General features: G+C 63.9%; 21 protein-coding genes. 16 read left to right on the forward strand and 5 right to left on the reverse strand.

Features of this window, described 5'->3' with window-relative positions; translation table 11 throughout:
• The first annotated feature begins 18 nt into the window (after positions 1-18).
• From flgK to IVB46_RS17290, 12 genes are all read left to right on the forward strand, one after another.
• Positions 19-1,494: a flagellar hook-associated protein FlgK gene (flgK, locus tag IVB46_RS17235; protein WP_071909975.1), complete on the forward strand. Its 1,476-nt coding sequence runs from the start codon at positions 19-21 to the stop codon at positions 1,492-1,494.
• A gap of 3 nt (positions 1,495-1,497) precedes the next feature.
• Entirely contained in the window at positions 1,498-2,544 is a 1,047-nt protein-coding gene (locus IVB46_RS17240) for a flagellar hook-associated family protein (RefSeq protein ID WP_063981313.1), read from the forward strand.
• 54 nt (positions 2,545-2,598) lie between these two features.
• Positions 2,599-2,943, forward strand: a complete 345-nt coding sequence (gene flaF / locus IVB46_RS17245) for a flagellar biosynthesis regulator FlaF (RefSeq protein WP_208069782.1) — start codon at positions 2,599-2,601, stop codon at positions 2,941-2,943.
• Positions 2,943-3,362, forward strand: coding sequence for a flagellar biosynthesis repressor FlbT (gene flbT / locus IVB46_RS17250; protein WP_247304516.1), 420 nt, complete (start codon positions 2,943-2,945; stop codon positions 3,360-3,362). The genes flaF and flbT overlap by 1 nt, the downstream gene beginning before the upstream one ends.
• Positions 3,363-3,377: 15 nt before the next feature.
• On the forward strand, positions 3,378-3,797 hold the full coding sequence (gene flgD, locus IVB46_RS17255) for a flagellar hook assembly protein FlgD (RefSeq protein WP_247304514.1): 420 nt from the start codon (positions 3,378-3,380) through the stop codon (positions 3,795-3,797).
• Positions 3,794-4,060 carry a flagellar biosynthesis protein FliQ gene (gene fliQ, locus IVB46_RS17260; protein WP_014492683.1) on the forward strand — a complete coding sequence of 89 codons (267 nt, stop codon included), beginning with the start codon at positions 3,794-3,796 and terminating at the stop codon, positions 4,058-4,060. The genes flgD and fliQ overlap by 4 nt, the downstream gene beginning before the upstream one ends.
• Before the next feature lie 76 nt (positions 4,061-4,136).
• Positions 4,137-6,218 carry a flagellar biosynthesis protein FlhA gene (gene flhA, locus IVB46_RS17265; RefSeq protein WP_071909981.1) on the forward strand — a complete coding sequence of 694 codons (2,082 nt, stop codon included), beginning with the start codon at positions 4,137-4,139 and terminating at the stop codon, positions 6,216-6,218.
• A complete protein-coding gene (gene fliR, locus IVB46_RS17270; RefSeq protein ID WP_063981318.1) occupies positions 6,215-6,967 on the forward strand; it encodes a flagellar biosynthesis protein FliR in 753 nt (250 codons plus the stop codon). Before flhA ends, fliR begins: the two co-directional genes overlap by 4 nt.
• Before the next feature lie 5 nt (positions 6,968-6,972).
• Complete coding sequence (locus IVB46_RS17275) at positions 6,973-7,392, forward strand: hypothetical protein (RefSeq protein ID WP_247304512.1); 420 nt, start codon at positions 6,973-6,975, stop codon at positions 7,390-7,392.
• Positions 7,389-7,874, forward strand: a complete 486-nt coding sequence (locus IVB46_RS17280; protein WP_247304510.1) for a rod-binding protein — start codon at positions 7,389-7,391, stop codon at positions 7,872-7,874. Before IVB46_RS17275 ends, IVB46_RS17280 begins: the two co-directional genes overlap by 4 nt.
• A gap of 39 nt (positions 7,875-7,913) precedes the next feature.
• The gene (locus IVB46_RS17285; RefSeq protein ID WP_247304508.1) at positions 7,914-8,426 is read left to right on the forward strand and encodes a flagellar biosynthesis protein FlgN; all 513 of its coding nucleotides are present in this window, start codon (positions 7,914-7,916) and stop codon (positions 8,424-8,426) included.
• Positions 8,423-8,881 (forward strand): hypothetical protein, encoded by a 459-nt coding sequence (locus tag IVB46_RS17290; RefSeq protein ID WP_014492689.1) that lies wholly within the window; start codon positions 8,423-8,425, stop codon positions 8,879-8,881. The genes IVB46_RS17285 and IVB46_RS17290 overlap by 4 nt, the downstream gene beginning before the upstream one ends.
• Positions 8,882-9,003: 122 nt before the next feature.
• Here IVB46_RS17290 and IVB46_RS17295 read toward each other — a convergent pair whose 3' ends face one another.
• Positions 9,004-9,774: a response regulator transcription factor gene (locus IVB46_RS17295; protein ID WP_028147148.1), complete on the reverse strand. Its 771-nt coding sequence runs from the start codon at positions 9,772-9,774 to the stop codon at positions 9,004-9,006.
• 817 nt (positions 9,775-10,591) lie between these two features.
• On the opposite strand from IVB46_RS17295, the gene IVB46_RS17300 reads away from it, so the two are divergent.
• Positions 10,592-11,536: a hypothetical protein gene (locus tag IVB46_RS17300; RefSeq protein WP_247343159.1), complete on the forward strand. Its 945-nt coding sequence runs from the start codon at positions 10,592-10,594 to the stop codon at positions 11,534-11,536.
• 14 nt (positions 11,537-11,550) lie between these two features.
• On the opposite strand, the gene IVB46_RS17305 is transcribed toward IVB46_RS17300, so the two are convergent.
• Positions 11,551-12,132, reverse strand: a complete 582-nt coding sequence (locus IVB46_RS17305; RefSeq protein ID WP_028147146.1) for a MarR family transcriptional regulator — start codon at positions 12,130-12,132, stop codon at positions 11,551-11,553.
• 547 nt (positions 12,133-12,679) lie between these two features.
• Here IVB46_RS17305 and IVB46_RS17310 point away from each other — a divergent pair.
• Both IVB46_RS17310 and IVB46_RS17315 read left to right on the forward strand, forming a co-directional pair.
• Positions 12,680-13,906 (forward strand): MFS transporter, encoded by a 1,227-nt coding sequence (locus IVB46_RS17310; RefSeq protein WP_247304829.1) that lies wholly within the window; start codon positions 12,680-12,682, stop codon positions 13,904-13,906.
• Positions 13,907-14,007: 101 nt separating this feature from the next.
• Positions 14,008-14,895 carry a dienelactone hydrolase family protein gene (locus IVB46_RS17315; RefSeq protein ID WP_247304496.1) on the forward strand — a complete coding sequence of 296 codons (888 nt, stop codon included), beginning with the start codon at positions 14,008-14,010 and terminating at the stop codon, positions 14,893-14,895.
• A 58-nt stretch (positions 14,896-14,953) separates the two neighbouring features.
• Here IVB46_RS17315 and IVB46_RS17320 read toward each other — a convergent pair whose 3' ends face one another.
• Positions 14,954-16,222 (reverse strand): serine hydrolase domain-containing protein, encoded by a 1,269-nt coding sequence (locus IVB46_RS17320; protein ID WP_247304494.1) that lies wholly within the window; start codon positions 16,220-16,222, stop codon positions 14,954-14,956.
• A 121-nt stretch (positions 16,223-16,343) separates the two neighbouring features.
• Positions 16,344-17,192 (reverse strand): NAD-dependent epimerase/dehydratase family protein, encoded by an 849-nt coding sequence (locus tag IVB46_RS17325; protein ID WP_247304492.1) that lies wholly within the window; start codon positions 17,190-17,192, stop codon positions 16,344-16,346.
• Between the two features lie 143 nt (positions 17,193-17,335).
• On the opposite strand from IVB46_RS17325, the gene IVB46_RS17330 reads away from it, so the two are divergent.
• Positions 17,336-18,091 (forward strand): HAD family hydrolase, encoded by a 756-nt coding sequence (locus IVB46_RS17330; protein WP_247304491.1) that lies wholly within the window; start codon positions 17,336-17,338, stop codon positions 18,089-18,091.
• A 24-nt stretch (positions 18,092-18,115) separates the two neighbouring features.
• Here the strand turns inward: IVB46_RS17330 and IVB46_RS17335 are convergent, their stop codons facing one another.
• The gene (locus IVB46_RS17335; RefSeq protein ID WP_247304812.1) at positions 18,116-18,523 is read right to left on the reverse strand and encodes a nuclear transport factor 2 family protein; all 408 of its coding nucleotides are present in this window, start codon (positions 18,521-18,523) and stop codon (positions 18,116-18,118) included.
• Positions 18,524-18,594: the final 71 nt, after the last annotated feature.

The following is an 18,594-nucleotide window of genomic DNA, read 5'->3' on the forward strand; positions in this document are numbered from 1 at the left end:
TCCGGGCAAGAGCAGATCATGTCCCTTACCGCCGCTCTCGACTCCGCTCGTGCGTCGCTCATGGCGTCGGGCATCCAGTCGTCGACGATCTCGCGCAACATAGCCGGTGCCAGCGCCGCCGGCTATTCGCGCAAGATCGCCGTGCTGGACAATCTCCCCGGGGCCGGCGTCTATGTGGCGGCGATCCAGCGCGCCGCCAGCTCGGGTCTCTATAATAACGTCTTGATCGCGACGTCTGGGTCCGCCAAGCAGAATGCGATCCTGGACGGTCTTCAGAAGATATCGGCCTCGACTGTGGACGATCCCGAACTTGGGCAGTCGCCGGCCGCCCAGCTCAACAAGCTGAAGCAGGCGCTCCAGCAATATGCCAACGCTCCGGACAACACCACGCTGGCGCAGGCGGCGGTCACGTCCGCCAAGGACATGGCGACCGCGCTCAACCAGGCCACCAAGACCGTGCAGACGGTGCGCCAGGGAGCGGACGCCGACATGGCGACTTCGGTCGGGAATATCAATCAGCTCCTGACCCAGTTCGATAAGGTCAACACCGCGATCGTGAAGGGGACGATCGCCGGCGACGACGTCACCGATTATCTCGACCAGCGCGACAACATCGTCTCGAAGATGTCGCAGGAGGTCGGCGTCTCGATGACGCTGCGCGCCAACGGCGACGCGGCGCTCTACACCGACAGCGGTGTCGTGCTGTTCGACAAGACGGCGCGCTCGGTCAGCTTCGCGGCGACCAACATCTATACGCCCGGGACCACCGGAAATGCTGTCTATATCGACGGTGTCCCGGTTACCGGCGCCAATTCCGTGATGCCGATCAAGACCGGCAAGCTCGCTGGCCTCGCCCAATTGCGCGACAACGCCACGGTCACGTATCAGAGCCAGCTCGACGAGGTCGCACGCGGCCTTGTCGAATCCTTCAAGGAGGTCGACCAGTCCGGCGCCGCGCTGCCCGACCGGCCCGGCCTCTTCACCTATCCCGGCTCACCCGCGATGCCCGCAAGCGCGACCGTCTCGGTCGGCCTGGCCGGCTCGATCAGCGTTGCCGCGTCGGTCGACCCGGCCCAGGGCGGCAATCCCAACCTGCTGCGTGATGGCGCGATCAGCGGCAACGTCGCCTACAGATACAACACCACCGGCAATGCCGGCTACTCGACCAGGCTGCAGCAGCTGATCGGCAACATGGATGCGTCGCAGCCGTTCGATGCAACCACGCAAGGCAAGCCGAGCGGCAGCTTGATCGACTTCGCTGCGTCGTCGACGAGCTGGATCGAAAACCAGCGCAAGGCCGCGGACGACAACGCCACCTACCAGAACACGCTGCTCGACCGCAGCTCCGCGGCGCTGTCGAACGTCAGCGGCGTCAACATGGACGACGAGATGTCCTTGATGCTTCAGGTCGAACGTACCTATTCGGCGTCGTCGAAGATCATCTCGACCGTCGACCAAATGTTGCAGAGCCTGCTGGCCGCCGTGGGGAATTAAGTCATGATGAGCGCCAACTACATCTCGACCCTGATGCTGTCTTCGTCGTTGAGGTCCTCGATCACGAACAATCAGGCCGCGCTGACCAAGGCCTCGAAGGAAGCCACCACCGGCCGCTTCGCCGATGTCGGCCTCGAGCTTGGTGCCACGACGGGAAGCGACGTCACGCTGCGGGCGGACCTGAGCTTCGCCGATCAGCTCGTCGATACCAACGGGCTCGTCTCGGGGCGCCTGGACACGACGCAGAACCGGATCACCCAGCTCGGCACGACCGCAACCTCTTTCCTCAAGGACCTGATCGCGGCCCGCAGCACCGACGGCGGCGGGCGGATCATCCTGCCGCCTGCGTCCGCCAACCTCCAGGATCTGATCGGCGCGCTGAACGTCTCCTATAATGGCTCGTATCTCTTCTCGGGGGTCAACACGCAGAACACGCCGATCACGGCTTACACCGCGGGTTCGGCCAGCAAGAACCAGGTCGATGCCGATTTCCTCGCGACCTTCGGCTTCTCGCAATCCTCGGCCAGCGTGAGCACCATTACCCCGGCCCAAATGCAGACCTTCCTCAACACCACCTTCGATGCCGAGTTCGCGAGCCCGGCCTGGAACACCAATTGGTCAACGGCCACCGACCAGACCATGCAAAGCCGTATCTCCACGACCGAGATCGCCGATACGTCCGTTAGCGCCAACCAGATCGGCTTCCGTAGGCTCGCCGAGGCCTACACCATGATGGCGGATCTTGGGAACGCGAACCTGAGCCAGGACACGTTCCAGGTCGTCGTGGACAAGGCCATCGGCCTCGTCGGTAACGCCATCACTGACCTCGCTACGCTCGGCGGCGGCGTCGGCACGGTCCAGCAGCGGGTCACCGGCGCCACCGAAAAGCTCAAGACGCAGCAGGACATTCTGAACAATCAGATCGTCAAGATGGAGGCCGTCGACCCGACGGAGGCCTCGGTCCGGGTCAACACCCTGCAGACCCAGATCAAGACGGCGCTGTCGCTGACGTCGCAGCTCCAGCAGATCAGCCTGATCAACTATCTCTGAGCCGGGGTCTGTAACTTTGTCTTGTTGTTCGGTCTCCTGCGCAGAGTGGTTCTAATGACGTTTGAAGCCTATGAAGCGGTCGTCGATGATAGCGCCTCTGAGGCGCGGGGCCGCGAGCGGCAGGCGCTCAGTCTCGGCATCGACCGGCTCGAGCGGGTCCAGGGCGGGCGCTTCAGCTTCGAAGATCTGGTCGAGAGCCTGCTCTACGTGCGGCGGCTGTGGACGATCTTCATCGAGGATCTCGCCCATCCGGAAAACGCACTCCCGGAAAAGCTGCGCGCCGACATCATCTCGATCGGCCTGTGGGTCGTCAAGGAAGCGGATCGGCTTCGCGAGGAGAAGTCGAACGACGTGATGCAGCTCATCGAAATCAACCGCCTGATCCGAGACGCGCTCTGATGAAAATATCCTTGCGGGCGGGCGAGCGGATCTACGTCAACGGCGCTGTGCTGCGCGTGGACCGCAAGGTCTCCGTCGAGCTCGTCAACGACGTGATGTTCCTGCTCGAAGGGCAGGTCATGCAGGCTTCCGACGCCACTACGGCGATGCGGCAGCTCTATTTCATCGTCCAGCTCATGCTGATGAACCCGACGGATATCGGCGCCGCAGTCGCGCTCTACGGGGAACATCATGCGGCCCTGCTCGCGGTTTGCGAGAGCCGCGAGATGCTCGACGGGCTCGCCGCGATCCACGAGCTGGTCCGTACGACCCGCTATTTCGAGGCGCTCAAGCGGATCCGGGCGCTGTTCCCGGTGGAGGACGCAATCCTGGCCGGGCTGGCCGGCGTCGCCACCGAGATCCCATTCCAGGCTGCCTGACAGCGGAGAGGCTACATGAACGTCACCAGCGCGACCGACAGCACCAGTAAGTCCAATGCGACCGATTCCACGAAGAACACGGCGAGCAACACCGTCGACTACAATACCTTTCTTCAGCTCCTCGTCGCCGAGATGAAGAACCAGGATCCGACCAATCCGATGGATACCTCGCAATACATGAGCCAGTTCGCCCAGCTCTCGACGGTCGAGCAGGCCATGCAGACCAACTCGAAGCTGGATGCGCTGCTGTCGTCGCAGTCGCTGTCGCAGGCCAACGGGCTGATCGGAAAGACCGTCAGCTTCACCGACGCGACCGGTGCGAACTTCAGCGGCAAGGTCGTTTCGATCTCCATCAACAGCGACGGCTCCATCGCGACCCTCGAGAACGGCACGAAGGTGGCGGTCGGGCCCGGCCTTACGATCAGCCAGTCATGAACGAGCGCGACGCCCTCGACATCGTCCAGGCGGCGATCTGGACCATCATCGTCGCCTCCGGCCCCGCCGTTGGCGCCGCGATGCTTGTCGGTACCGCCATTGCGCTGATCCAGGCGCTGACCCAGGTCCAGGAGGTGACGCTGACCTTCGTGCCGAAGATCATCGTCATTCTCCTGGTCGTTGCCGTTTCCGGCTCCTTCATCGGCGCCCATCTCTCCACCTTCACCGAGATGGTCTATTCGCGGATCGAGCACGGCTTCTGATCCGCGAGAGCCCGGCCACCACCCTCGCGTAAGCTTTGCACGGCAGATTGCGGGGCGGACCCTCTGCCGGTGACCCATGGCCGATACATTAGCTGCTAGCCTGCCGACCCCGCGACGATTGGGGGCCGACGCCTTTTTCGCGGGCGGTATCGTGGCCATGCTCACGATCCTGTTCCTGCCCATACCGCCGATCCTGATCGACCTCGGCCTCGCCTTCTCGATCGCGCTGTCCGCGCTGATCCTGATGGTTGCGCTGTGGATCCAGCGGCCGCTCGATTTCTCCGCCTTCCCGACCGTGCTGCTGATCGCGACGATCCTGCGACTGGCGCTCAACGTCGCGACCACCCGTCTGATCCTGTCGCGGGGCGGGGAGGGCGAACAAGCCGCGGGCCACGTGGTTGCCGGCTTCTCGAAGTTCGTCATGGGCGGCGACTTCGTCATCGGTCTGATCATCTTCGCCATCCTGGTGACGGTGAATTTCGTCGTGATCACCAAGGGCGCAACGCGTATCGCCGAAGTCGGCGCGCGCTTCACCCTGGACGCCATCCCGGGCAAGCAGATGGCGATCGACGCCGACCTCTCCGCGGGCCTCATCGACGACAAGGAGGCCCAGCGCCGACGCCGCGAGCTCGAGGAGGAGAGCGCGTTCTTCGGCGCAATGGACGGTGCTTCGAAATTCGTCCGCGGCGACGCAATCGCCGGCCTGATCATCACGGCGATCAACATCTTTGGCGGCATCATCATCGGCGTGACGCATCACGGGCTGACGCTGTCGCGCGCCGCCGACGTCTACACCAAACTCTCCGTCGGTGACGGTCTGGTAACGCAGATGCCGGCACTGATCGTGTCGCTGTCGGCGGGCCTCCTGGTCTCCAAGGGCGGCACCAGGGGGTCGGCGGAGCAGGCCGTGCTGAGGCAGCTCGGTGGCTACCCGCGCGCGGTGTCGGCGGCGTCGTTGATGATGTTCGTGCTCGCCTTGATGCCTGGGCTGCCGATGGCACCCTTCGTGCTGCTCGGCGGCGCCATGGCCTTTGTCGGCTACTCGCTGCCGCGGCGGCAGGCGGCGCGGGAAAAGAAAGAGCATGCGCGCAAGGCCGACGAGCGGGCCCAGGCCGATGCCAAGGAATCCGTCAAGGAATCGCTCAAGACCGCAGAGATCGAGGTGTCGCTCGGCGGCCATCTGTCGGTCCATCTGCTGGGCGCCCGCACCGAGCTTGGGCACCGGGTCAGCAAGCTCCGCAAGAAGTTTGCCAAGCAATACGGCTTCGTCATTCCGGAGATCAAGCTCAGCGACAATCTGTCGATCGATCCCAAGGGATACCAGATCCGGATCCACGACACGCGTATCGCCCATGGCGAGCTGCGGCTCGGCGAGGTGCTGGTGCTCGTCGACAAGGACGGCAAGCCCGACGTGCCCGGCGAAGAGGTGATCGAACCCGCTTTCGGCATGAAGGCGCTGTGGGTGACGGAGGCGTTCACCGACGAGGTCAAGCGTCAGGGCTGCAAGCCGGTCGACAACCTGTCGGTGCTGCTCACGCACTTAAGCGAAGTGCTCAGGGCAAATCTCGCGCAGCTGCTGTCCTACAAGGACATGCGCGGGCTGCTCGACCGTCTCGATCCTGAATACAAGCGCCTGGTCGAGGATCTCTGCCCGTCGCAGATCTCCTATTCGGGCTTGCTGGCGATCCTGAAGATCCTGCTGGCCGAGCGCGTGTCGATCCGCAATCTCCATTTGATCCTGGAGGCCATTGCCGAGATCGCACCCCATGTGCGGCGCTCCGAGCAGGTCGCGGAGCATGTGCGGACCCGACTTGCCCAGCAGATCTGCGGCGACCTTTCCGACAACGGTGTGCTGAACGTCGTCCGCCTCGGCAATCGCTGGGACCTGGCGTTCCATCAGAGCCTGAAGCGCGACGCCAAGGGCGAAGTCTTCGAATTCGACGCCGATCCTCGCCTGATCGAGCAGTTCGCAACCGAAGCCAGCGCCGCGATCCGAAAATTCACCGAGAACGGCACCAGCGTGGTTCTGGCGGTCACCCCGGAAGCCCGCCCCTATGTCCGGATGATCCTGGAGCGGGTGTTCCCGACCTTGCCGGTCCTGTCGCATGTCGAGGTCGCGCGCAGCGCCGAGATCAGGGCGCTGGGAGCCATATCGTGATCAGCGGCCTCGCCGACAGCGTGCTGGTCACGTTCATCGTGTTCTGCCGCATCGGCGCCTGCCTGATGCTCGTGCCCGGCTATTCCAGCGTCAACGTTCCGGCCCAGGTTCGCCTGTTCGTCGCGCTCGTCACGACGTTTGCGCTGACGCCGATCCTGATCTCGGTCCTGAAACCTCTCACCGACAACGCCGCGCCGCTGACGCTTGCGCTTCTGATCTGCTCCGAGCTTGTGGTCGGCAGCGTCATCGGGCTCGGCGGGCGCGTGTTCTTCCTCGCGCTGCAGACCATGGCGACCGTGATGGCGGGCGCGATCGGGTTGAGCAACATCCCGGGAACGCCGGTCGGCGACACCGATCCGGCGCCGGCCCTGGTCCCGCTGATCATGGCAGCCGTCACCACGCTGTTCTTCATGACCGATCAGCACTGGCAGGTCCTGCGCGGGCTGATGAACTCCTACGACGTCTGGCAGCCCGGCAACAGGATCGGCGGCAGCATGGCGCTCGAACAGCTGGTCAGCCGCCTGTCCGAGGCGTTCGTGCTGACGCTGCGGATCACCAGCCCCTTCATCGTCTATTCGGTCATCGTCAACCTCGCGGTCGGCCTGATCAACAAGCTGACGCCGGCGATTCCGGTCTATTTCATCTCGGTGCCCTTCGTGCTGTTCGGCGGCTTCCTGCTGCTCTACCTCACCAGCGACGAGCTCTTGACGCAATTCATGCTCGGCGTCTCGTCGTGGCTGGCGGAGTGATGGTCATGACGTCGCGCGCGGACAAGCTCGGCCGGATGGTCTCGCTCGTGAAGCTTCAGCTCCGGCTGTCCGAATGGCAGCTCGCGCATTTGCGGCAGCAGGAGCGCAGCTTGCAGGACGAGCAGGAATGGCTGGTAGGAACCCTCAACGAGGGCAAACCGCCGGCGGGCTCATCGAGCGATTCAATCGCGCGGCGCCTGAACAGGACGAGCGCCGGTGCGCGCGCGGTCCAGGCGCAGGCGTCGCAGCAGCTCGACCAGGTCCGCGCGGACACCCGCCGTGTGAAACAACTCGAGCAGGTCGCGAAGGCCGCGCTCGCAGACAAGCTTCGCGACGCGGAGGCGCGCTCGCTCGAAGAGATGACGGGAATAAGCCCCGCCGTGCGTGACTGGACGCCACGGCCAGCCAGCCGGAACAACACATGATCGTGACAGCGACGCCCGACCTCGTTCTCGATGTCCTCGATGCCGCCGACCCCGTGACGCAGCGGGCGGCGACCGCGAAGCTCGATGCACTGAAATCGTCGGACGCCGATTTCGCCGCCACCATGGACGCGGAGGTCGGCAAGGCCAAGGCGGCGAATGCCGATCAATCCGCGGCGCAGGCTGCCGAAGCGCAGCAGCCGGGTACGGTGAACGGGCCGCCGGTGCGGGTGATCAAGGCACCCGCATCCGGCGAGGTGTACCGGAAGTTCGAGGCGTTCATTCTCCAGACCTTCGTCGAGACGATGCTGCCGAAGGAGTCGGAGGAAGTCTTCGGCAAGGGCACGGCCGGCGGCGTCTGGAAGTCGATGCTGGCGGAGCAGCTTGGTGCTCAGCTGGCAAAGGGCAAGGGCATTGGCATTGCCAAGCAACTCGCCGCTGCGCAACCGGCGGGGCCCGGCGTTACGGAAAAGACCGGATCATGATCCGGGAATGGGTGACAGAAGTTGAGGGGTGAATTTCCTATGCAAGCACAAGAAGGTGCGGCGGTCCTGGTGGTGGAGCAGCCGGTCGTGGACGCCGAGGCGATGACGCTGGAAGCGGCAGAAGGCGATGCGTTCTTGCCTGCGCTGCTGCCGAATCTCGGCGGTGACGTGGTGAACGACGGCACCGACGCGGCGAGATCGGACGAGGTGCGTGGCCTGCTGTCTGCGATCCGCCGGCTCGAGAACATCGTCGAAGAGGAGACGGTCGCGCTCTCGACGGGCAAGAAGATCGATTTCGACGACTTCAGTGCCCGGAAGAGCCGGAGCATGCTCGAATTCGTCCGCTTGATGCGGGCACGGATGCATCTCGGCAACGAGGTCGAGATCACCGAGGAGATCCAGCGGTTGCGCGAGAAGCTCGAGCGAAACCGTTCCATCCTCGAAATGCATTACGATGCGGTGCGTGAGGTCGCGGCCATCATCGTCAAGGCGATCAAGGAAGCCGAGTCGGACGGCACCTATACCGGCCGCTCAGCACAGGACGGAAAATGATCAGACTCGTGCTGGCCGGGCTCTGGGTATGCATCCTCACCGCGGGCACGAGCTATGCCGTGGCCTATTGGAAGGAAAATGGCAGCCTGCTGCCGGCGAAGGACGAATATCTCGACGGCCTTCAATACCAGAAGACGCGGGCGCTGAGCGTGCCAATGGTCGAGGGCGGCAGCGTGCAGGGCTACATCGTGGCGCGCTTCGTCTACACCGTTGAGGCGCGGATCATGCACCAGCTCAACGTCCCGCCGGAGCCGTTCGTCGTCGACGAGGCGTTCCGCAGGATCTATGCCGACGACCGCCTCGATTTCAGGAAGCTCGCCCGTTACGACCTTTCCATCCTCACGACGGCCATCAAGCAGCGCGTCAACGAGCGGATGCAGGCCGACGTCGTCCAGGACGTCCTGGTCGAGGACTTCAACTATGTTTCGAAGGAAGAATTCCAGCAGAAGCCGTAGCTGTCGCGGCGCCGGCATCGCGAGGCCGCTGTTCCGCCATCCCTGCCGCTGAAAGTGCAACGGCCTCTGCGAAGGGTACTCCGCAGAGGCCGTTGTCGTTTTCGTGGCGGTGCCCTGCCGCGTTAGTTTCCGGCCGGGTACGCCGCCGGGGCGGCATGTGCCCTGTTCAGGAGGATGCCGACTTCGTCGAGTTCCTGCATCGGCACGTCGATGGTCTCGCCGGCCGGGATGTTGAGGCGGTATCCGACGTAGCGCCGGGCCACGATCGCGTCGAAGCCGAGGCGGTCGCGGAGTTTCTTGCGCAGCTTGCTGACATGGCTCTCGATCACGCTCTCGTCGAAGGTCGACTCGAAGATGCCGTAGACCGCGTTGAAGATCTGCGTCTTGGTGATCCACTTGCCGTGGTTGCTGACCATATACTCGAGAATGCGCAGCTCGCGGCGGGGCAGGGTGAGAGCGTGGCCCGCGATCTCGGGGTCACGTCCGTTGAAGAAGACCTGGATCCTGGTCTCGCAGGGCCTCGGTAGCTCGCCCACCCGGCGGCGCGCGATTGCGGCCGTTCGGGCGAGGATCTCGCGCAGGTGAATCGGTACATGGACGACGTCGTCGACGCCCGATTCGAACAGCTCAAGCGTGTTCTTGAGCATCTTCTGGCCGCTCATGGCGATGATGGGCGCCGAGGAGCGCTTGCGCATCGCCCGCGGCAGGCTTCCGCGGGCATCGCAGTCCCCGAGGAGAAAGGCGTCGACCGCCGCCAGATCCGGTTCGCTCGCAGATTGCAGCCAGTCCCAGAATTCTCCGGAGGAGAAGCCGATCGACGATACACCTTCGCGAACGAGCCCTCCAACGTAGCTGTTCGTGACGCTCTCGCGATCATCAACGATAATATACATTAGTCTTTCGCCCCTGTTTCGCACTTGTTGCTGCCGGATGGTTGTTGTGATGCCCGGCTCGGCAACCATGCTGTTTGACGATATTTCCATCCCGCGAACCGTTATTATGGTTTCGATATTCGCGGGCAGCCCTACGCATTCAGTGCCTGCGTGTGCAGGCCTGCTACTTCGACTCGATACTGAACGCTTACTGCGTGAGGCTCGGCGGGTGTCTTACGGATCACCTCGCGGAGCGGATTGAGACAGACCTAGAACAGTTGCGCCAACTTGCCGATTGCGTCCGAACGCACCTGAACCGTGTCGATCTCCTCGCCAACTGGCGAGAATCACTTGAGTAGGACCGTAACAATTGCCGATTTCCGATCAAGCGCGCGCAGCAAAGCGGTTGCTATGCGTGTTTGATGCTGTTGATTCGTTTCTGGTTGTTTCTTTGTATGTTCGATCGCATCAGTTGATTTGGTAATCGAACTAGTTTTGCACCGTAGCGTTTCTAAAGTTCCGCATCCCCGCGTAATCACAGCTGTTTTGCGCGGTGCTGCGGGTCATGCGCATAGCGGGGTTTTCAACCCGGGATTGACTCTCCTGCTGGTGTTTCCCCATGCGACAATTCGACTCATGTATGGCGCGGCGACTCCAGCTTGGCGAAATCTTGGCGAGTGTGTGTCTTTCGAGTCGCACTCTCGCCACGTCCATGACGCTTTTGACTCATGCGACGTCGCATCGGGCGCGATGAAAAGTTTTCGCTGCGCACGTTTCAGGCAAGCTTCGGCAAATAACTTCACCGTTCGATAGATCGAACCGAACGGAGCATTTTCACATGTTGTCCGATGGACAAGCTCGTCCCAACGCGACCGCTGATGTTTCCGCGGCGGCGAAGCCGGCTCCGGATGCGCGCGATACAAACACGACACAGACGGCCAAGCCCGCTGCAAGCGCGAAGCGTGTGTCGGCTGCGGCGAACGACGAGACTCTGGCGAAAGAGGCGCTCGAGGGCCTGAAGCGTATTCGCGCCAAGGCGCGCCTCGACAAGATGGCGATACCGAAGCCTGCGCCGACCGTGATGAAGCCGGCCGTGATCGTGGCCAAGCCGCCGCCGCCGCGTCCGACATGGGTCGCGCCGCTCGCAACATTGGCGGTCGCTGCGATCCTGGTGGTCTGCGCCTGCACCGGCGTGATCGCCTATCTCACCACGCAGCCAGCCCAAAGCAACGTGGCCGCCAATACGGAGATCAGGAATCTGCGCGAGACTGTCGCGCTGCTGCGCAAGCAGGTGTCGGGCGTGTCCGAAAATCTCGACGGTCTGCGCACCGCGGTCGATCAGTCGAGCAAGGCGACCAACGATCGCTTCGGCAGGTTCGCCGAGAATCTGGACCGTATCGAGCGGGTGAGCTCGTCCTCGACGGTGAAGCTGGACAAGCTCGCCCAGGCTCAGGCTCAGGCTCAGGCTCAAGCGCCGGCGCCGGCGGCCGTCGCCTCGCAGCCGCCCTCGCAGACGATGCCGATGATGGCCTCGGTTGCCGCGCCCGAGATCACGGGTTCGGTTCCTCCGTCGGCGCCGCGCAAGGTGGTCAAGGGCTGGTCGGTCCGCCAGGCCTATGAGGGGATTGCGATCCTGCAAGGTCCGAACGGCGTCATCGAGGCCGTGCTTGGACAGCAGGTACCCGGGCTTGGCCGCATCGAAGAGATCAAGAACGAGAACGGCCGTCTGGTCGTGGAGTCCAGCGGTGGCGTCATCTACTCGTCACGCAAGGCGACGCCGTGATCGAGGGCCGTCTCCTATTGGCGATGATGCTCGAAGCTGGTGCATAGCAGATCGATCTCCGCCTCGGCGATCGGCGCGCGAAACAGGCGGCAGCTGAACTCGGCGGCGCCGGGCTTGCCGTCCGTGGCGGTGCGATCTTCGCGCAGGAAGATGCATCGCTTGCAGACGTCGGTATGGTGCCGCTGCTCGGCTGCGTCGGCCTGATCGAGCACGTGCCGGAGCGTGTCGCGAAAGCGGATCTTGGCCTCGTCGTCGAGGACGGCGATCGGCTCGAGGAGAACGCTGATGGGGTCGCGCACCAGGAACTTCTTTCCCTGCTGCGTCACGCTCAGCGTCACCGAACGCTTGTCCGTCGCGGAGCGCTTTCGCTCCAGATATCCGAGCCGCTCGAGCTCGCCGATGATGAAAGAGGCGGTGCCGCGCGTGGTGCCGACGTAGCTCGCGAGCGCCGAGGGCGTCCGCGAGAAACGGTTGGCGCGGGACAGAAAGCGCAGGGCCATCCATTCGCGGTCGCGCAAGCCATGCTTGGTGCCTTCGAACCACAGGATGCGGGCCATCTGTCCCAGCAATTCAATCGCTTCGCGAGCTAAAATCATTTCAGTTCCAGGTCGGACAAGCTTTATTCAATTGAGCCTTTGGTAGCGCAATCTGGGTGGACGAGAATGAAAGTTCTCGGGCGATTCTTCGTCCGTTGCCGGATGGAGGGACCGCGCTCGGGAAGTTGCATCCGTTGTGCAGATGGAACTTCCGGCCGTGGAACTAGAGCGTCACACAGAAAGTTCGAGTAAATCGCACGGCTCAACTCTTCTGAAAATTTCAGTCAAATCACGACAGCTTGCGCGTGAATTGACGGTGATGTGCGACGCCTGAGCAACATGATGTGTCATTGTCGCCACTGCGAGGCCCATTTGTTGCGGCCTGGAGTTTCGAATACGCAAAAGGGCGCATCACCGGCAACGCCTGGCGATGTGGCTGGCCGGGAGAGAACCCTCTCTTTCGGTTAATGGATGTTGCGACGCAATGCAGCCAGCCGGTTAAGTCCGGCAAACGAGCGAATCCAGGGAAGTCAAAGTGTCGTTGGGAATTGAGCAATCGGCGCCGTTCAACGTCAAACGAGCAGCATTCGCAGCCACCATCGGCAACATGCTCGAATTCTACGACTTCATTACCTACAGCTTCTTCGCCATCCAGATCGGCCATACCTTCTTCCCGACCGGAAGCGAGTACGGCAGCCTGATGCTGTCGCTGGCGACGTTCGGGGCCGGCTTCGTGACGCGGCCGATCGGCGGGATCGTGCTTGGCATCTATTCCGACCGGATCGGCCGGCGGCCCGCCATGCTGCTGAGCTTCGCGTTGATGGGAGCTGCGATCCTGACCATCGCGCTCACGCCGTCCTATCGCATGATCGGCGTTGCCGCGCCCATCATCGTGATTGCGGCGCGCATGGTGCAGGGCTTCGCCCTCGGCGGCGAGGTCGGACCGACCACCGCCTATCTCCTCGAGATTGCCCCGCCCGAGCATCGGGCGCTGGTCGTGGCATGGCAGCCGGCGAGCCAGGAGATCGCGGCGACCGCCGGCGCGCTGGTCGGCGTCATCCTGAGCACGATCATGGCGCCGGAGATGCTGGACTCCTACGGCTGGCGGGTGGCGTTCCTGATCGGGGCCGTCTGCCTGCCGTTCGGGCTCTGGATGCGGCGGACACTGCCCGAGACGATTCCGTATGCCGATGCCGGTGTCGCAGCGAAACAGCGCACGGGTCACCTCTCGCAGGCCCGGCGTCACCTCGGCATCATTGCGCTGGCCCTGATGATCCTGGCCAGCGGCACGATCTCGACCTATGTCACGCAATACATGACGACCTATGCGCAGAATACCCTGCACGTGTCGTCGACACTGGCTTTCGCCGTGTCGCTCGTCAGCAACGGCATTCAGTTCGTCGGCGCACTGGTCGGCGGATGGCTCGCCGATCGTCTCGGCCGTAAGCCGATCATGATCTGGCCGCAGCTCGCAACCCTCCTGCTCACCTATCCGACCTTCCTGTGGATCGTCCATGCACCGGGCGCGCTGTCGCTCCTGATCGGCTTCGGCGTGCTATCGATCATCGGCTCGCTGCCGTTCACCGCGTTCTATGCGACCTTCACCGAAGCGCTGCCCCAGAACATCCGCGGAGGCGTATTCGCGACCGTCTACGCGGTGGCGATCGCGAGCTTCGGAGGTACGGCGCAGCTAGTGGTCACCTGGCTCCTCCACGTCACCGGCAATCCGCTGGCACCGGCCTGGTACCTCCTGCTTGCGGCGATCGTCGGACTGGTCGCAATGAGCCTGATGCCCGAAACGGCGCCGGTGAAAAGACGTCAGGGCCTGGCCTGAACGCGGACATGCTCGCAGGCTGGTGATTTGCGTTTCGCCAGTAATTATCGGCGAATGCGCCGCCTGAGGAATCAGGGCCCAGCATCAGGAAGGATCGACCGATGAGCTTCGAAACCACCATGACATCCGACGTCGTCGGGCTGACGAAAGTCGCGCCGGTCTCGCGCCGCGGATTCATGAGCGCCACCGCGGCCGTCGCTGCCGGCTACACGCTTGCGGCCGGTCCGGTCCGTGCCGAAATCATCACGACAGATACCGGCGGCCTCCAGGCTGGCGACGCCAGGATCAAGGTCGGCTCCGAAGAGATGCCTGCCTATTTCGCTCGCCCGGCCGGCAACACCAAGGCGCCAGTGATCATCGTGGCGATGGAGATTTTCGGCCTGCACGAATACATCAAGGACGTGGCACGGCGCCTCGCCAAGCTCGGCGCATTCGCGGTCGCGCCCGACTATTACTTCCGCAAGGGTGTCGACCTCACCAAGGTCACCGACATCAAGGATCTGCTGTCGGTCGTTAATGCCAAGCCGGACGCCGAGCTGCTGTCCGATCTCGATGCGACGGTGGCGTGGGCGGGATCGCAAGGCGGCGACACCACGAAGCTCGGCATCATCGGCTTCTGCCGGGGTGGCCGCAATGTCTGGGAATACGCCGCCCACAGTGGCACCCTCAAGGCTGGTGTCGCGTTCTACGGTGCGCCGGTCGATCCCGCCAATCCGGTGTGGCCGAAGAGTCCGCTTCAGCTCGCCCCCGAGATGAAGGCGCCGGTGCTCGGCCTCTATGGCGGCGCCGATACCGGCATTCCAGTGGCCCAGGTCGAGCAGTTCAAGGCGACGCTCGAGCAGGACAAGAAGGTCGCCGAATTCAAGATCTATCCGCAGGCGCCGCACGGCTTCCATGCCGACTATCGCGGCAGCTATCGCAAGGATGCGGCGGAAGATGCCTGGAAGCAGGCGCAGGCCTGGTTCAAGAAGTACGGCGTGTTGAGCTGACGCCAGATTCGAAAAGGGCGGCCCGAGCGGCCGCCCTTTCTATTCCAGCGCGCCGGTCTCACTTCACCATCGCGCCATAGACGATGTCCTGCACCTGCTCGCGATAGTATTTCCTGAGCTCGCCCGGCGCCGCCGTTCCCACCACCACGACGAGACGCTCCTTGGGATCGCAGAAGAACTGCGTCCCGTAGGCGCCGTTCCAGGTGAACTCGCCGGGATTGCCGGGAACCGACGACAGCCCCTCGCTGGTCCGGACCGCGACCGCGAGACCAAAGCCGAAGCCTGCGCGATGCGGCTCGATGTTCGCCACATTGTTCTTGATCTCGGGACCGAGGTGGTTGGTTGTCATGTGATGCACGGTCTTCGGGGAAAGAATGCGCTGGCCGTCGAGCTCGCCGCCGTTGAGCAGCATCTGGCCGAAGCGGATGTAATCGCCCATCGTCGCGAACGAGCAGGCACCGCCGCAGTCGAACTTGGTCGGGGTGTCCAGCAGCTTGATGGCTTGCGGCTTCCCGGTCAGCGGATCGTTGGCGAACGGGTGGGCGAGGCGAGGGCGCTGCGCGTCGGTCGGGTGGAAGGTCGCGTCCTTCATGCCGAGCGGCTGCCACACATTGGCGGCGAGATAGTCGCCGAGCCTCTGCTCGCTCACCTTCTCGACGACGGCGCCGAGCACGTCGATCGAAAAACCGTATTCGAACTCGGTCGAGGGCTGATGTGCCAGCGGCAGTTTCGTGATGCGGCCGATGAAGGCCTCAGTGTCGCCTTCCACCGCCGGGACGACGCCATCGGGGTATTGCCGCGCCACCGGGCTCGATGAGTCGGGGCGGCCGCCATACATCAATCCGGACGTATGCCGGTAGAGATCGTGGATGAAGATCGGGGACGCCTGCGGTTCGAGCTTGAGCGAGCCATTGGCCTCGGTCGCGCCGACCTTCATGTCGGCAAAGCCTGGATAGTAGTCGGACAGCTTCGCCTGGAGCGGCAACTGGCCTTTCTCCATCAGCGTCAGGCCGGCGACCGCCGCCATCGGCTTGGTCATCGAGGCCAGCGCGAAGATCGCGTCGACCAGCATCGGCGTGCCCTTGTCCGGATCGAGCATGCCGTAAGCCTTGTAGTGCACGAGCTTGCCGTCCCGCGCCACCGCGACGACGGCGCCGGGAACGCGCTTGGCGGCGATCTCGCGCGCGAAGAAGCTGTCGAGCCGGGCGAGACCCTGCTTCGAGAAACCGGCGTCATCAGGGTTGGCTTCGGGCAGTGGTGCGGCGCGCGCCGCACCGAACGTGATGACGGCAGCCGCCGTCGCGATCATGGCGATCGTCTTGTTCATTGCATCCTCCCAAGGCGAGCTCGTTCTGTGGTGGCTCGCCGAGCGGCTAGATCACGGCTGCGCCAGAGCGAAGTCAAGCGCGGGCGGGGCATGTCTGGGACGCGTTGGAGATAACCGGAACCTATCGCCCTTGCCCGGTGCGCCACAGCGCATCCAGGCCATCCCGATAGGTCGGATGGGCAAGCGTGACACCGAGCTCGTGCTTCAGTTTCGCGTTGGAGACCCGGGCACTGCTGGCATAGAAGCTGCGGGCCATCGCCGACATCTCGGCGGTCTCGAACGGCTCTTCGGGCGGCGGCGCAAGGTCCATCAGCTTCGCCGCATAAGCGATCACATCCTGCGGCGGCGCCGGCTCGTCGTCGCAGACGTTCCATGTGCCGCCGTCACCGTGCTTCACCGCGGCCATGATCGCGCTCGCGATGTCGTCGGCGTGGATGCGGTTGAAGACCTGTCCCGGCTTGATGATGCGCCGGGCCGTCCCCGCCCGCAAGGTCATCAGCGCATTGCGGCCGGGACCGTAGATGCCCGCAAGCCGCAGGATCGCGACGTCGCCGCGCGCCGCGGCGGTCCAGGCTTGCTCCGCCGCAACGCGCGTTCGCGTGCGGTCGAGGGTGGCCTGCGGCGGCGTGCTCTCGTCCACCCAGCGGCCTGCGTGATCGCCGTAGACGCCGATGGTGGAGAGATAGACGATCTTCCGCCGCCGGCCCGCGAGCGCGTCGGCAAAGGCCGTAACTGCGGGGTCGCCCGCGCTGCCGGGCGGGATCGATATGAGAAGGACATCGGCGTCGCGGACTCGCTCGACCACCTCGCGGGCCGGACTGCTGCCGGAAAAGGCGTGCACCTCGATGCCGGCAAGGTCGTTTCGCTTGCCGGGATCGCGCATGGTGCCGGCGATATGCGAGAAGGCGCCGCCGAATTGGCTGACGAAATGCCGGGCACTGTAGCCGAGGCCGAGGATGAAGAGCCGCATGCGCCTGCCGTGCTGGAGTTCCCGCTCGCTCGAGCTGCGCGCCGTTCGCTCATAAGGGATTTTTGGGTCCGGCAAAAGATATTGCAATTTTACTCGGCCGCCAGGGCAGGCGATGCTCGCTTGTCAGGAGGGAGGCGTCGGTCATGCAGGCAGAAGCGCCGGCCGCAGTGCTATGCGGTGCCGCGGAGTTGATCGGGCACGCCGCCGCGCTGATCTTCGATGTCGACGGTACGCTGGCCGAAACCGAGGAGCTGCATCGGCAGGCCTTCAACCACGCCTTCGTTCGCCACGGTCTCGACTGGCAGTGGGACCGGGCCGTCTACAAGGAGCTGCTGCGTGTCACCGGCGGCAAGGAGCGCATGCGCGCCTTTCACGCGAGGCTGCAGGTCGCGCCGCTATTGCCGGATGCCGATATCGCAGCCCTTCACCGCATCAAGACCGCGCATTACGCCGAGCTGATCGAAACCGGCTGCTGCCCCTTGAGGCCCGGTGTGGCGGACCTGCTCACCGCCGCGAGGGCCCGTGGCCAACGGCTCGCGATCGCGACCACCACCTCGCACGGCAATATCGATGCGCTGCTGTCGCAAGCGCTGGGAAAGCGCTGGGCGGCGGATTTTGATGCGGTCGTCGCCGGCGACGATGTCCGCCACAAGAAGCCGGCCCCCGATGTCTATCTGGAAACCCTGGCGCGGCTGAAGCTGGGCGCAGCCGACTGCGTCGCGATCGAGGATTCCCGCAACGGTCTGATCGCGTCCTCGCGGGCGAACATTCCGGTGCTCATCACCAGGAGCATGTTCTTTCGGGACGATGATTTTAGTGCGGCGCAGGTCGTGCTGGACGATTTGTCGGAACTCGGGGGCTCAAGACAAAAAAATGAAAAACAACCCCATGCACAGTAGAAAGCGCCGGCCGGCCCGCCGCGGTCAGTGGACGCGGTGGCTCGTCCTATCGTCTTCAGCCTGCTCGACAATCTGCGCGATCGGGCTCGACTGGTGGTGCACCAGCCGCCAGCCGTCACCGACACGCCGAAAATGGTTGGCAGCGGCCAATGCGGTGCCGTCGACGATCTCGATGCAGAGCACGCGCGCGCTGTCGCCGTCGACGATCGCCTGCGGTTCGGCGCAGACGATCTGCGGCCGCTCCGGATTTTGCAGGATGTCGCGCCAGCTGCCGATCACCGTGGCCCGGCCGATGATGGCCGGCCAGCCGGGATGGATGCAGGAAATGGCGTCGTCATCCGCCCACATCCGCTCCATTTCGTTGAAGTCGCCCGTTGAAAAGGCGGCGTAGAAGGCCGCGTTCGCGGCGATGACCTTATTGTCCTTTGCCATGCCTCTCGGGTGGGGCAATGGCAGGCAAAAATCAAGCGCGACTTCCGTCCGACTTTGCGTTCGATTTGGAC

It is taken from the genome of Bradyrhizobium sp. 61 (assembly GCF_023073075.1).
In the GTDB taxonomy this organism is placed as follows: Bacteria; Pseudomonadota; Alphaproteobacteria; order Rhizobiales; family Xanthobacteraceae; genus Bradyrhizobium; species Bradyrhizobium barranii.

Coding starts and splice junctions, on each gene's coding strand:
- flgK (WP_071909975.1), top strand. CDS start 19: ATGTCCCTTACCGCCGCTCTCGACTCCGCTCGTGCGTCGCTCATGGCG.
- IVB46_RS17240 (WP_063981313.1), top strand. CDS start 1,498: ATGATGAGCGCCAACTACATCTCGACCCTGATGCTGTCTTCGTCGTTG.
- flaF (WP_208069782.1), top strand. CDS start 2,599: ATGACGTTTGAAGCCTATGAAGCGGTCGTCGATGATAGCGCCTCTGAG.
- flbT (WP_247304516.1), top strand. CDS start 2,943: ATGAAAATATCCTTGCGGGCGGGCGAGCGGATCTACGTCAACGGCGCT.
- flgD (WP_247304514.1), top strand. CDS start 3,378: ATGAACGTCACCAGCGCGACCGACAGCACCAGTAAGTCCAATGCGACC.
- fliQ (WP_014492683.1), top strand. CDS start 3,794: ATGAACGAGCGCGACGCCCTCGACATCGTCCAGGCGGCGATCTGGACC.
- flhA (WP_071909981.1), top strand. CDS start 4,137: ATGGCCGATACATTAGCTGCTAGCCTGCCGACCCCGCGACGATTGGGG.
- IVB46_RS17275 (WP_247304512.1), top strand. CDS start 6,973: ATGACGTCGCGCGCGGACAAGCTCGGCCGGATGGTCTCGCTCGTGAAG.
- IVB46_RS17280 (WP_247304510.1), top strand. CDS start 7,389: ATGATCGTGACAGCGACGCCCGACCTCGTTCTCGATGTCCTCGATGCC.
- IVB46_RS17285 (WP_247304508.1), top strand. CDS start 7,914: ATGCAAGCACAAGAAGGTGCGGCGGTCCTGGTGGTGGAGCAGCCGGTC.
- IVB46_RS17290 (WP_014492689.1), top strand. CDS start 8,423: ATGATCAGACTCGTGCTGGCCGGGCTCTGGGTATGCATCCTCACCGCG.
- IVB46_RS17295 (WP_028147148.1), bottom strand. CDS start 9,774: ATGTATATTATCGTTGATGATCGCGAGAGCGTCACGAACAGCTACGTT.
- IVB46_RS17300 (WP_247343159.1), top strand. CDS start 10,592: ATGTTGTCCGATGGACAAGCTCGTCCCAACGCGACCGCTGATGTTTCC.
- IVB46_RS17305 (WP_028147146.1), bottom strand. CDS start 12,132: ATGATTTTAGCTCGCGAAGCGATTGAATTGCTGGGACAGATGGCCCGC.
- IVB46_RS17310 (WP_247304829.1), top strand. CDS start 12,680: ATGCTCGAATTCTACGACTTCATTACCTACAGCTTCTTCGCCATCCAG.
- IVB46_RS17315 (WP_247304496.1), top strand. CDS start 14,008: ATGAGCTTCGAAACCACCATGACATCCGACGTCGTCGGGCTGACGAAA.
- IVB46_RS17320 (WP_247304494.1), bottom strand. CDS start 16,222: ATGAACAAGACGATCGCCATGATCGCGACGGCGGCTGCCGTCATCACG.
- IVB46_RS17325 (WP_247304492.1), bottom strand. CDS start 17,192: ATGCGGCTCTTCATCCTCGGCCTCGGCTACAGTGCCCGGCATTTCGTC.
- IVB46_RS17330 (WP_247304491.1), top strand. CDS start 17,336: ATGCAGGCAGAAGCGCCGGCCGCAGTGCTATGCGGTGCCGCGGAGTTG.
- IVB46_RS17335 (WP_247304812.1), bottom strand. CDS start 18,523: ATGGCAAAGGACAATAAGGTCATCGCCGCGAACGCGGCCTTCTACGCC.